9 protein-coding genes are annotated in these 12,882 nt (G+C 29.6%); 6 read left to right on the top strand and 3 right to left on the bottom strand.

Annotation, left to right across the window (positions count from 1 at the left end):
* Nucleotides 1–8 precede the first annotated feature (8 nt).
* On the bottom strand, nt 9–980 hold the full coding sequence (locus tag ACH2CG_RS14335; protein WP_395066379.1) for a transporter: 972 nt from the start codon (nt 978–980) through the stop codon (nt 9–11).
* A 124-nt stretch (nt 981–1,104) separates the two neighbouring features.
* Here ACH2CG_RS14335 and ACH2CG_RS14330 point away from each other — a divergent pair, with 124 nt between their 5' ends.
* The 6 genes from ACH2CG_RS14330 (at nt 1,105) to ACH2CG_RS14305 (ending at nt 8,699) form a co-directional block, all read left to right on the top strand.
* Nucleotides 1,105–1,362 (top strand): DUF4834 domain-containing protein, encoded by a 258-nt coding sequence (locus ACH2CG_RS14330; protein ID WP_395066377.1) that lies wholly within the window; start codon nt 1,105–1,107, stop codon nt 1,360–1,362.
* A gap of 84 nt (nt 1,363–1,446) precedes the next feature.
* On the top strand, nt 1,447–3,897 hold the full coding sequence (locus tag ACH2CG_RS14325) for a YfhO family protein (RefSeq protein WP_395066375.1): 2,451 nt from the start codon (nt 1,447–1,449) through the stop codon (nt 3,895–3,897).
* A 33-nt stretch (nt 3,898–3,930) separates the two neighbouring features.
* Nucleotides 3,931–5,220: a glycosyltransferase family 4 protein gene (locus ACH2CG_RS14320; protein WP_395066373.1), complete on the top strand. Its 1,290-nt coding sequence runs from the start codon at nt 3,931–3,933 to the stop codon at nt 5,218–5,220.
* The gene (locus tag ACH2CG_RS14315) at nt 5,220–6,191 is read left to right on the top strand and encodes a hypothetical protein (RefSeq protein WP_395066372.1); all 972 of its coding nucleotides are present in this window, start codon (nt 5,220–5,222) and stop codon (nt 6,189–6,191) included. Before ACH2CG_RS14320 ends, ACH2CG_RS14315 begins: the two co-directional genes overlap by 1 nt.
* Before the next feature lie 31 nt (nt 6,192–6,222).
* Nucleotides 6,223–7,686: an oligosaccharide flippase family protein gene (locus ACH2CG_RS14310; RefSeq protein ID WP_395066370.1), complete on the top strand. Its 1,464-nt coding sequence runs from the start codon at nt 6,223–6,225 to the stop codon at nt 7,684–7,686.
* Between the two features lie 56 nt (nt 7,687–7,742).
* The gene (locus ACH2CG_RS14305; protein WP_395066368.1) at nt 7,743–8,699 is read left to right on the top strand and encodes an ion channel; all 957 of its coding nucleotides are present in this window, start codon (nt 7,743–7,745) and stop codon (nt 8,697–8,699) included.
* A 38-nt stretch (nt 8,700–8,737) separates the two neighbouring features.
* Here ACH2CG_RS14305 and ACH2CG_RS14300 read toward each other — a convergent pair whose 3' ends face one another.
* Together ACH2CG_RS14300 and ACH2CG_RS14295 are read right to left on the bottom strand one after the other, a co-directional pair.
* The gene (locus ACH2CG_RS14300) at nt 8,738–10,891 is read right to left on the bottom strand and encodes a hypothetical protein (RefSeq protein WP_395066366.1); all 2,154 of its coding nucleotides are present in this window, start codon (nt 10,889–10,891) and stop codon (nt 8,738–8,740) included.
* Nucleotides 10,892–10,900: 9 nt separating this feature from the next.
* A complete protein-coding gene (locus tag ACH2CG_RS14295; protein ID WP_395066364.1) occupies nt 10,901–12,820 on the bottom strand; it encodes a transglutaminase family protein in 1,920 nt (639 codons plus the stop codon).
* Nucleotides 12,821–12,882 lie beyond the last annotated feature (62 nt).

Genomic DNA, 12,882 nt, shown 5'->3' with positions numbered 1-12,882 from the left:
TTTTTTGACTATGGTTTTTCTACTTGAACTTCGTCTAGACGTTTTTTAGCTTTCTCTTTTTCTTTACCTTTCTTACTTTTATCTTTCTTTTTGTCCTTTTTTGGAGCTCTAATCATTACGTCTTTATAATTAGTGTCTGATCGCCAAGAAAAACCAATTCCACCAAATAGTAATGCTGGCGTATCTTTGTAGTTTTTACTAACATAAGCATCAACTTGCATATTACTATTAAATAAATAAGCAACTCCTGTAGAGAAAATTCCATCGGCATAATAATCGCCATCAATAGCTTTATTTTCTAGATATGCCGACCATTGATCGTTAAATCCCTTAGTTAGTGTGGCTACATAACCAATAGATTGATTGTTTGTACCTATTTTATCTACAAAAATATTTGTTACAAAAACCCAAGCTCCGGGAAAAATATTTTGAGTAATCAGCATTCCTTTTGGGCTAACTCTACTAATTTCTTCTTTACCGTACAAAAAAGGATTGGAGCTAAAATTTAAATTTGCACCAGCATAAACTGCAATTGCTGGAATTAATTGATGCCATTTAAATTTATGGTTGGCTTTCCAGCTGTAAACATTTACTTCTTCTTCATAATTTTTAAAAGGATCATAAACCAAATATTTTAATCCTAATGTTGATGCTTTAATGCCTTTTCTGTTTATCGATAATTCCTCAGATGTATAATTGTCGTTTTGATAGTTTATTTCCAAAATAGCTTCCAATTGTTCTCTAAAAAAGCCATATCGTGTGTTGAAATCTAAACCTAGCCCAGTTGCTTTATAATTAAGCAAATTGTGTTTTTCACTTAAATAACTTACACCGCTTTCAACTTGAATCACCGTTTTTCCTACTGCAAATGCCGACATAGATTCGCCTGGTCGATTAGAATTAATCACATCGGTATGTTGTGCATAATTGTTTTCGAAAGCAAAAAAGAAGGTAAAAAGAACTAAAAGTTTTAATTTCATAATTATGATATTAAGAATTCTATATTTTTGGAAATCCAAATGTACTATATTTTATTATTTATTTAAGACGTATTCCTAATTTTGAATGTGGTAATTTAGTATTTTTGACAAAATATTTAATGTTATGCAAGAAGCAAGTTTACAAGGTTTAGTAAAAACGTTATTTTGGATTTTTTTTATTATTTATGCTTTAAAATTTTTAGCACGTCTATTTTTACCTGTTATCGCAAAAAAAGTAGTCGAAAAAGCAACTGAACAATTTCAACAACAAGCACAGCAAAATAATCAAAATCAAGATAATTATTCTAAAACATCCAAAAGCGATAAACCTCGCGAGACCAAAAAAGTGGGTGAATACATCGACTATGAAGAAGTTGATTAGTTTTTTTGAAATCAAAAATTATCCAAAAATCAAAATTGTTTAAAGATTTTACACCAGTTAAAATCTAATATTTAAAGTCATATTATGAAGCAGGTTCAAAAGTTATATCCTCATTTATTAGCCATTCTAGGTTTTGTTTTTATTGCAATAATTTATTTTTATCCGGTTTTACAAGGAAAAAAAATCAGTCAATCGGATATTGTGCAATATACTGCAATGGCCAAAGAGCAAAATGATTTTAGAAGTACTGAACATGCCGAGCCATACTGGACCAATTCTGCTTTTGGAGGAATGCCAACCTATCAATTGGGTGCAAAATATCCAAATGATTTTATTGGACATTTAGACGATGCTTTACGATTTTTACCTCGTCCTGCCGATTATTTATTTCTTTATTTTCTTGGTTTTTATGCCTTGCTTTTGGTTTTAAAAATAGATCCATTAAAAGCATTTTTCGGAGCTTTAGCCTTTGGTTTTTCTACCTATCTAATCATTATTCTTGGCGTAGGTCACAATGCCAAAGCTCATGCAATTGCTTACATGCCAATGGTTATCGCAGGAGTAATTTTGGTTTTCAGGAAACGCTATGTTCTTGGAGGTTTGATTACGATGTTAGCCGTAGCTCTAGAAATTAATGCCAATCACTTTCAAATGACTTATTATTTGTTGATTGTACTCGTATCATTGGGCGTTTATTATTCGTATAAATTTATAAAAAGTAAAGACTATAATGCGCTACTAAAAGTGATGGGAACTTTTGTTGGAGCAATAATTCTTGCAGTTGGAGCCAATGCAACAAGTTTATTGGCAACCAAAGAATATGCAGATTTTAGTACAAGAGGGAAAAGCGAATTGCAACTTAAACCAGATGGAACTAAGAAAACAAGTAACTCGGTTTTAGATAAAGAATATATAAACGAATACAGCTATGGCGTTTTAGAAAGTTTAAATCTAATTGCTCCAAGACTTTTTGGTGGTGGAAGCGCAGAAGAGCTAAACGAAGATTCATCTGTTTATGATTTCATGATTAAATATGGCGCTTCAGAAGCTGAGGCTAAACAATTTACATCATATTATGCCAGAACTTATTGGGGTGAACAACCAAGTGTTGCTGCTCCGGCATACATTGGTGCAATAGTTTTCTTCTTGTTTGTACTTGGAATGTACCACGACAAACGAAAAATAAAATATGTTTTTCTTGTTGGCGCCATTGTTTCATTAGTTCTTTCTTGGGGAAAAAATTTTTCTGTTCTTACCGATTTAATTATCGATTATGTTCCAATGTATGACAAGTTTAGAGCAGTATCTTCTATTCAAGTTATTTTGGAATTGTGTGTTCCAGTAGTTGCAATTATGGGCTTTCATTCGTTTTTTACAACCAATAAAGAAAAACAATTGAATAGTTTATGGAAAGCTGCAGCAACAACTTTAGGCTTGATAGTTTTACTATTCTTATGTAAAAATTCGTTTGACTTTGTGGGAGCAATGGACGGACAAATGAGAGAAATGTTCAGTCAAAGTCAAGATAAATCGTTTGGAGTTGGCTTTATTGATGCGTTGAAAGAAGATAGAAAAAGTTTGTATGCAGCTGATTTATTGCGTTCTGGATTTTTTATCGCAATTGCTAGTTTAGTACTTTATTTATATACCAAAAATAAGTTAGCCCAAACAACAGCTATTGTTTTAGTTGGACTTTTTATGGTTTCCGATTTGTTTTTTGTAGATAAAAATTATGTGAGTAGTAAAAGTTTTGTGAGCGCAAGAGAGGTAGACGTTCCGTTTGAAGCAAGCCAATCGGATATTCAAATTCTTAAAGACACTACTAATTATAGAGTTCTGGAAGTGGATGGCAATTTATCAAGCGCAAGAGCTTCTTACTTTCATAAATCAATTGGAGGTTACAGTGCTGTAAAACCAAGAGCAATGCAAGAATTGTTTGATTATCAAATTGCAAAAAATAATAAAGAAGTAATTGATATGTTGAATGTTAAATACATCATTCAAACTAACGATAAAGGCGAGGAGTTTCCAACCAACAATCCTGATGCTAACGGAAACGCATGGTTTGTTAAAGAATTGAAAAAAGTAAATTCTGCCGACGAAGAAATGAAAGGTTTAGATAAATTAGATACTAAAAATGCAGCTATTTTTCAAACAGAGCCTTTTACTAAAGTTATTGGTTTACAAAAATTTATTAAAGATTCAACGGCAACAATTTCAATGACAAGTTACAAACCCAATGATTTAAAATATGTTTCTAACAATAAAAACGAAGGCTTAGCTGTTTTCTCAGAAATGTATTATAAAAGTGGATGGAATGCCTACATTGACGGAAAAGCAACCGATCATTTTAAAGTTGATTATGCTTTAAGAGCACTGTATGTTCCTGCAGGAAATCATAAAATTGAATTCAAATTTGAACCACAAGTTGTAAAAACAGGAAGTACAATTGCATTAGTAAGCTCTATCGGAATGTTATTATTGTTAGTTGGTGGCGTTTATTTTGAAAGAAAGAAAGTTAAGACTCAAGAATAAACCATCAGTATATTTACCATTTAAATTCAAACCTTGAATCAAAAAAAACTTCTAATAATTACCTACTATTGGCCTCCAGCTGGCGGACCAGGAGTACAACGTTGGTTAAAGTTTGTCAAGTATTTGCCCGAGTTTGGAGTTCAACCAATAGTTTATATTCCAGAAAATCCTACTTATCCTATTGTTGATGAAGGTTTGGTTAATGAGGTTTCTGATAAAGCTGTGATTTTAAAAAATAAAATCTTTGAACCTTATCAATTAGCAGGTTTTTTTTCTAAAAATAAAACCAAAAAAATTAGCTCCGGAATCATTCCAAATGCTAAAAAACAATCGTTCATAGAAAAAATACTTCTTTGGATTAGAGGAAATTTATTCATTCCAGATGCACGAGTTTATTGGGTAAATCCATCGGTAACTTATTTAAAAAAGTACATTCAAGAGAACAATATTGATACTATTGTAACCTCTGGTCCGCCACATTCATTGCATTTAATTGGTCTAAAATTAAAACAAGAGTTGACTATAAAATGGTTTGCCGATTTTCGTGATCCATGGACAACAATTGGGTATCATAAAGCATTAAAATTGTCTTCGTATGCCGATAAAAAACATAAGAAATTAGAAAAGGAAGTTTTAAATACTGCTGATACAATTATTGTAACAAGCAAAACTACTAAAACCGAATTTGAAGCAATCACTAACAAACCCATTGCGGTAATCACCAACGGTTATGATGTTGAAAAAATAACCAAACAACCATTGGATGAAAAGTTCACGATGGCGCATATTGGTTCGTTTTTATCCGATAGAAATCCTAAGATATTGTGGGAAGTTTTGCAGGAATTGATTGCAGAAAATTCTTTTTTTGCCGATTGTTTTCAACTCAAATTAATTGGTAAAACTAGTCAAGAAATTATAGACAGTATTGTTGATTTTCAATTATTTAAATATTGTGATAATCTTGGATATGTGTCCCATATTGAAGCCATTCAGCACCAAAGAACATCGCAAGTTTTACTATTAATAGAAATCGATTCTAAAGATACCAAGAGCATTATTCCCGGAAAATTATTCGAATACATGGTTTCGGAACGACCTATAATTGCTATTGGTCCAAAAGATTCTGATTTTGCCGAAATCATAACTTCCACTAACACAGGAGTTTTCTTTACTTACAGCGAAAAAGAACGATTAAAAAAAACAATCTTAGCTTATTTCGAATTGTATTTAGTAAAGAAATTGCAAGTTTATCCTGTTGGATTGCAACAATATTCTCGAAAGAGTTTGACAGAAAAGTTGGTTAACTTAATCAATCAAAATTAATGAAAAAATATTTTTTTTTAATTGCGATTCCTTTATTATTAATATCATGCGCTACTATTTTTTCGAAAAAAAACTATCAAATTCAAATTCAATCTAATGCAGAAAATGCAAAAGTAAAGATTTACGATAGCATTTATAATCTTCCTGCTTCCGTATCGGTTAAAAGATCAAAAAATGACTTACCAATTGTTTTTATAAACGACACTGTTTCTAAAAATCATATTTTAAAATCTAGAATTTCACCAAAATTTATTATTGGAAATTTATTTTTTTATCCGCCATTTTCATATTTGATTGATTTAACTAATGAAAAAAGATTTTATTATGGAAAGATGATTTTTATTGACATTAAGGATACTTCAAAAGTTATCAAAAGAATGTCATTTCAGAAAAAAGTTCATTATGCGATAGCTAAAAATTATCAAGACCAAAAGGGAAAATTCAAATTGACTGTCTCAATTCCATGGATAAATAATTTTTATTTTCCTTCAACAGCTGCTTTTAATAAATCTAGCACTGGTTTTTTGGGTATTTCGGGTGGTTTAGATTATTTTTATAAAAAAAATAAATTTCTAGCTTTTAATACAAGTGGCATAATCGATTTTTTTGTTCCTATTCCCGTTCCAGTTTCCGATAGCGGAGGTGAATGGTATCAATCAGTAAATTATAGCATTTCAGATAATTATAATTTAAATAGATTTACATACGGTTATGGAATTTTATATGCAATACATAATTGGAGGTATTATAATGAAAATGTTGAAAATGAATTTAACAGAACAATTCTGGAAATAGATAGAAAAACATATAATTTTGGTTTTTTGGTAAATGGATATTATCAATTGAGCGATAATTTTTATGTTGGATTAGTATATAAACCAACAATTTTTCAAATTAATTCGGGTTCAAATTTTAAATATGAGCATACGTTGAGTCTAGATCTTTCTTGGAAAGTTAATTTAAACAAATAATTAAATTCTGATAGTAAACATCAAATAAAAAATGGGAATAGTACAATCGCAATCAATAAAAAATACCATCATTACCTTCTTCGGATTTGGTATTGGTGCTGTTAATGCACTGTTTTTGTACACCAATTTTCTAGAAAAACAGCATTACGGAATTGTAACAACGGTACTTTCTGGAGCCAATATCTTAATGCCTATAATGGCTTTTGGAGTTCAAAACACATTAATCCGTTTTTTTTCGCATTATAAAACAGAGAAAGGAAAAGAAGAATTTCTAACCTTTATGTTGTTTATGCCACTAGTTTTAATTGTTCCTATAGCTTCTATTTTTTATATTTTTTATGATTCAATTTCATACGGTTGGATATCTAAAAATCCCGAATTGGAACCTTATTTTTGGTTAATTCCAATAATAGGTTTATTTATGGCCTATTTTGAAGTTTTTTATGCCTGGGTAAAAGTACACATGCAATCAGTTGTAGGAAATATAATTAGTGAAGTTCTTGCCCGATTTATAATCATGGCTTTGCTGTTCGCTGTTCATTTAGATTGGATAACCAAATCTACTTTTATTTACAGTCTTGTAATAGTCTATTTTGCTCAGTTTGTAGCAATGATGTTGTATGCCATAAACATTAGAAAACCAATACTAAGGCTAGTGATTCCCGATAATTTGAAAGAAATAATTCAATATTCTTTTTTTATTATTGTTTCTGGTGGCGTTGCGGTAATGCTTATAGATTTTGATAAAGTAATGATTGCTAAATATATAGACGTAAGTCAGAACGCTCTATATTCTGTTGCTATATTTATTTCTACTGTAATTGCTGTTCCTAGTCGCGCTATGACTCAAATTATTGCACCAATAACTGCTAAACTAATGGTAGAAAATAAACACGACGAATTGAACGATTTGTACAAGAAAAGTTCTATAAATCTTCAAGTAATTGGTGGTTTTATTATGATGCTAATCTTCTTGAACATAAAAGAACTGTACCATCTTATTCCAAAAGATTACAGTGGTGGTATTTGGGTAGTTTTTATGATTGGTTTGTCCAAGTTTTATGATGTACTTTTGGGAAATAATAATTCTATTATTGTCAATACTAAGCATTATAGAACTGTACTTTTATTTGGTGTTTTTACGGTAGTTTTAATGATTGTTCTCAACATGATTTTTATTCCGCTTTATGGAATTGAAGGTTCCGCTTTTGCTACATTATTGACCGTCGCGACTTACAATACAATCAAGTTTTTTTATGTTGTAAAGAAGATGAATTTGTTCCCTTTTACACTAAAAACAGTTTATTCATTGGGAATATTAGTAGCTTGTTTTTTTCTATTTTTCTTTTGGGATTTTCAGTTTTATACTATTGTTAATATAGGTTTGAAGTCAATTTTGATTACTATTTTTTATTCATACTTAAATTATAAATTGAAAATTTCTGATGAGTTTAATAATGTTGGACTTGCTTTTTTAAATAAAATTAAATTGTAATTGAATCCTTTTTTTAAAGGTACTTTTCTAATTTATTCTCACTTAAATATAAATAAATGGCGTTTTTAAAGAAAATAAATACTAAAGCTAAAACCGTTAAAAATACTGGTTTTGGTACAAATGCTTCAAGTTATGGAGGTAGATTTGTTACAAAATCTGGAAATGCTAATGTGCGAAAAACCGGAATAGGTTTTTTTGACGGTATAAGTTGGTACCATACAATGTTAACCCTACCAAGATGGAAATTTTTATTTATTATTTTTGCTTTTTACTTTCTTATAAATTTTATTTTTGCTAGTATTTATTATTTAATTGGTGTTGAACATCTCAATGGGATTGATGCTATAAATAAGCTAGATAAATTTGGTCAATCTTTTTTCTTTAGTATCCAAACTTACACAACAGTAGGATACGGTCACATTAGCCCAAGTGGTTTTCTAACTAGTTTTGTGGCTTCTGTAGAGGCACTTTTTGGATTGTTGAGTTTTGCAATTGCAACAGGTTTATTTTATGGACGATTTAGTAAACCAAAAGCACATATTGTTTTTTCTGATAATGCTCTTATTGCACCATTTCAAGGTGCAACTGCATTAATGATGCGTTTGTCACCACATAAAAACACTAATTTATCTGATGCCGAAGCCAAGATTACAATGGGTATTCACACTGAAGAAGAAGGAAAAATGGTTAATAAATTTTATACATTAGACCTAGAACTAGATCGAGTAAATGCGCTTACTTTAAGTTGGACTTTGGTTCATCCCATTACTGAGGACAGTCCATTGTACCAATTGAATGAAGCTGATATAAAAAATACTCTTGGAGAAATTATTGTTTTTATCAAGGTTTTCGACGATATGTACAGCACAAGTGTAGTGAAAAGATCGTCTTATACATTTGATGAAATAATTTATGGAGCAAAGTTTTTACCAATGTTTACTCGTAGTCAAGATAATAATAAAACGTTGTTGCATATTGATAAATTAAATCTTTATGAACAGGTTTCTCTATAAAAAAACGCCCAATTTTAATTGAGCGTTTCTTGTAGTTTTTAGTTTTTCTTTAATAAAACTTTTTCTTGTGTAAATTGATATGCAGCATCTAAAAACTGAATCATTTTGTTCCAATTACTATTTGGTTCGTAGTAATTTTTATAATATTTATTGGTTTTAATTACCAAATTGGTTCCTTCAATACTAGCAGAACTTACAAATCCGCCAGTTTCATTTTCTACTTTTTTATTAAGTTTATCTAGTCCAGCAACCGAATATCCAGCAGGAATAGCTACTCTAATTTCATTTTCAAATGCTCTAGGATAAACCATATAAACATTGTTTTTACGTTCTTTTTCTTTTTTATCAATTTCTACTTGCGATGTAATTAATTTTCCAATTTCTATCAAGTAGTTTTCTCCAGCTTTTTTAATTAAATTATTCTTAACTGCAAAATCCTCTTGATATACCAATGGTGATTTTTTTCCAAAACGGCCAGTATTTTTTATTTCAAATTTATGATCGTCAATTTCAAAGTCATATTCATCAGCTGTAGATTTCTTGAAAGCCTCTTTCTGTTGGTCTTTTAGTTTGTTTACAACAGCATCAATTTCTTTACCATAACGCTCTTTATCTTTTTTATTTTTTACATATTCTATCACAGATTTTGTTCCATATTTTTTATAATCCTCAAAGGCATAATCAAAATAGTATAGTTTATCGCTTTGTTCACTTTCTTTTAAATGACCAAAATAAGAAGATTCCTTTTTTATATTTAATCCTGTAAAATCTTCAGATACTGAAACTGTAGAAATAATTTTAGAAACATTATCTTGCATTGTACTTGCAGGTAAGGAGACATTTATTGCATCTACAACTCGTTTTCCTTTGGCAATCTGTAGCGCGTAAGCTTTAGTGTTTTCGAGGTTATAATTAAATTGATCTGCACTTGTATAGGGTGAAAAATATTCTAGAAATAATGGTGTTTTTGTATTTACCCTCAATAATACGGTTACATTTTTTTGAATTAGCAAATCTTCAATTGTTCCATTATACCTTGGAGTTCCTACAATAATATCATAATCATAATTGTTTTTCTTTAAATATTCCATAAAATAATTAATGAAAGATTCTTCTGTTCTAAAGAAAATAGGATTTCCATAATTTCCTAAGGCATAATATTTTGTTGCGTCTGTAATTATCATTGCTTCAATATATTGAGTAAAAAACATGTGTCGAGTATAATAATATACATCTCTAATTTTCTCTTCATCATTTGCAAAAGTTTTACCTTTTAGATAATCATTAATGACAGTTAAGGAGCCATTGGGTTTAAACTTTTCATCATAATAATTGAAGATGTCTTCCTTGGTAACGGTCTTTTTTATTTCCTTTTCTTTATCAGATAGAAATGCATCTGCTCGTTTTTCAAATTTTCCTGAACGAGCAAAAAATACCTGAAATTTATAGCATGGCAACTCTGCCAACGGTAAAAACCAACGCGGAAATTCGTTTTTATCAATATCTTTAGCATTCAATTCATACTTTCTTTCACCACTATTATTGGTTGGAATTTCTTTCAATTCTGGTGCACCATTGTAGGTGTTGAAATTTATGAAAAAATCATTTTCTGTATCAAATGCCAACTTCATATCCATTGTTGGATAGACATCACCAATTGGCGATTCTTCTGGTTCAAATCCAAATTCATATATTGACTTAAAAGGTTCTTCACTATAATAATAAAAGTCTAGAATATCACCAATTTCTAAATTTGCAATAGCTATTTTCTTTTCTTTATCAACTTCTTTTGCATTTTTTTCTACATCTATTTCAATCTCTTTTCCAGTAGGTTTTACAATTTTTATACCAATAACATTAGTTCCTCTTCCCAATGAGCGCATGCCTTTATTAGAATAAAACTTGTCTTTAAATGAAAACTCAGAAAACTCTGTGACCGCAGCTTGATCTTGTAGTTTTATCCTTTTTCTAATAGCAGAAGAATAAGTTACGCTTGCGCCAAACTTATGATAATCATAAAATTCATATTTGTAAATAATTACTGCCGACTCATTTTTCCACTTCTCAGGAATTGTAGTTGCCGTTTTGTATTGATCTGTTTTTCCCCAAAATAAATCTTTAATTTTGGCTTTATCTTGAGAAAATGATACGCTACCAATTGCTATAAATAAGTATAAAAATATTTTTTTCATTGTTTAGTTTTATTGTTTTGTAAAGGTAATTTGTTGGTTGTAATTTGCAATTAAATTTTTAATAAATGCATTCCAATTGCTCATTTCGGAGGCTTTTATTTCAGCATTTTTAAAAATAAATGATTTTTTATAAATAATTTCTTTATCCGTTTTTTGAAAAGTGATAGCTATGTCAAAGTTTGCTTCTTTCACAATTAAATCAGATGGGAGTTTGGTTACTTTATAACCAGTTGGTATAGCTAGTGTAACATTAGATTCATAATTTTTTTTATAATCAAATTCATAATCTGTTTTTCTATCCTTAAGCTCAAACCCTTTAAATTCGTTCATGTATTCTAGATCTACATACATTTCGTTGTCAAAACTTGAAACTTTATTTTCTACAGAAACATTGTAATCTATAACCAACTTGGCATCTCTGTTTTTTAAATCTGATGTTTTTACATCGGTAACATGTGTGTTTTTATCACTTTTCGATAAATAATTTTCAAGTGTTTCCGATTTTTTATCGCTCTTAAAACTGTTATAAATGTATAAAAATTGTGAACGACTCTCGCCCAAATAACTTTTAGAACAACTGCCTTGAAGTTTCTCATTGTCTATTGATAAATTGGCCTTGAAAATTTCTTTGTTACCTTCATAAGATGCCATCGGAACTTTGTCTATTATAAATTTATCTCCATCCTCTATCATAACTTCTTTGTTTTGAATGCGCTCAGCATATTCTCCATAAGAGTTAAATTTTTCAGTTCCGTCTAGAAAATATTTTTTCCCTTTATAAATTAAGGTACAAATCATGTGATTATCTACTGCTAATGACGGTGTTTTATAGTCATAAGCAATATGTTTAGTCCCAATCCAGGTTAATCTAGCGTCAAATCCTGCTAGTTTTAGCATTTGTTTAATAAGATTTGCCATTCCTTTACAATCACCATATCGATTTTCAAATACATGATTGGATTCATCAGGTTTAAATCCTGCAATGCCATCTTCAAATGCTATGTATCTTATATTGTCTTGTACCCAATAATAAATATTTTTTATTTTTTCTTCGTCGGTTTTGGCAGTACTTGTTAATTCTGTTACTTTACTCTTCATTACCGTTGTATCGTCTTTCATTAAATCTACCAAAGATTTGTACCATTTATACAAGTCGGCTGATGAATTAAATAAAGTAATTTCTTTTCCTTTTAATGAATATGATTTCGCTATTAATAAAATATGAGGATAAATATAACTTCTTCCTGGCGAATCTTCTTCTTTGTAAAGCGCAGGCACATCATTTATTGTAAAGGTGTAAACACTATTGTTTTTAGAATCTTTGGTTTGTGATTTAGTCACATTTTTCCCTTCAAAATTAAATTCCTTTAACTCTATTGTAAGCCATTCTGGTACTGTAACCACAATTTGTTTCTTTAAAACTGGAAATTCATCATTAAAATAAAGTGCGGTAAAATATTTTACATCTTCATATTTTTTTTCAAGTTCATAGTTGTATGTATATCCTTGAATGGGAAAATTTACCGACATATATTTTACTCTTGCATCGTTATAAAATAAGTCTTTGTCTTTATAAAACTCATCTGCTATGTAATTGTTGGTATTCTTGTCGTTTCTAAATTTTAAATTGAAGGTTTCAATTTTTGATTCGCTATCATAGAACTCATATTTTTGAATAGTAGCTCTGTGATTAATATTCATTAATCGTTCTTTCAAACTATGATTAACAACTACTTTAGATTCATTTTTGTTTAAATCAAAAGTTATGTTTTCTGTACTTTCAAGAATGGCTACATCATCTTTGTCATAAGTTGATCTTATTTTTTTTGCCAATATAATATCTTCTGGTGTTGGATCAATATTTTTTTGTGCAGTAGCTAATGTTGAAGTTAGAACCAATAAAACAGCTAATTTTGATAGTATTTTCATCTAATATAATTTTGTGAAATATAGTAAAAAAAGAAAAAACTTCTGCTATATTTTATATATAA

The sequence above is a fragment of the Flavobacterium sp. genome, assembly GCF_043778725.1.
Classification (GTDB): Bacteria; Bacteroidota; Bacteroidia; order Flavobacteriales; family Flavobacteriaceae; genus Flavobacterium.
The sequence above is the reverse complement of the archived record's forward strand: the minus strand, read 5'-3'. Positions and strand labels throughout refer to the sequence as shown.

What these genes read in the sequence shown, in the direction of transcription:
- ACH2CG_RS14315 (WP_395066372.1), top strand. Translation starts at nt 5,220, where the DNA reads ATGAAAAAATATTTTTTTTTAATTGCGATTCCTTTATTATTAATATCA.
- ACH2CG_RS14300 (WP_395066366.1), bottom strand. Translation starts at nt 10,891, where the DNA reads ATGAAAAAAATATTTTTATACTTATTTATAGCAATTGGTAGCGTATCA.
- ACH2CG_RS14325 (WP_395066375.1), top strand. Translation starts at nt 1,447, where the DNA reads ATGAAGCAGGTTCAAAAGTTATATCCTCATTTATTAGCCATTCTAGGT.
- ACH2CG_RS14335 (WP_395066379.1), bottom strand. Translation starts at nt 980, where the DNA reads ATGAAATTAAAACTTTTAGTTCTTTTTACCTTCTTTTTTGCTTTCGAA.
- ACH2CG_RS14330 (WP_395066377.1), top strand. Translation starts at nt 1,105, where the DNA reads ATGCAAGAAGCAAGTTTACAAGGTTTAGTAAAAACGTTATTTTGGATT.
- ACH2CG_RS14305 (WP_395066368.1), top strand. Translation starts at nt 7,743, where the DNA reads ATGGCGTTTTTAAAGAAAATAAATACTAAAGCTAAAACCGTTAAAAAT.
- ACH2CG_RS14310 (WP_395066370.1), top strand. Translation starts at nt 6,223, where the DNA reads ATGGGAATAGTACAATCGCAATCAATAAAAAATACCATCATTACCTTC.
- ACH2CG_RS14295 (WP_395066364.1), bottom strand. Translation starts at nt 12,820, where the DNA reads ATGAAAATACTATCAAAATTAGCTGTTTTATTGGTTCTAACTTCAACA.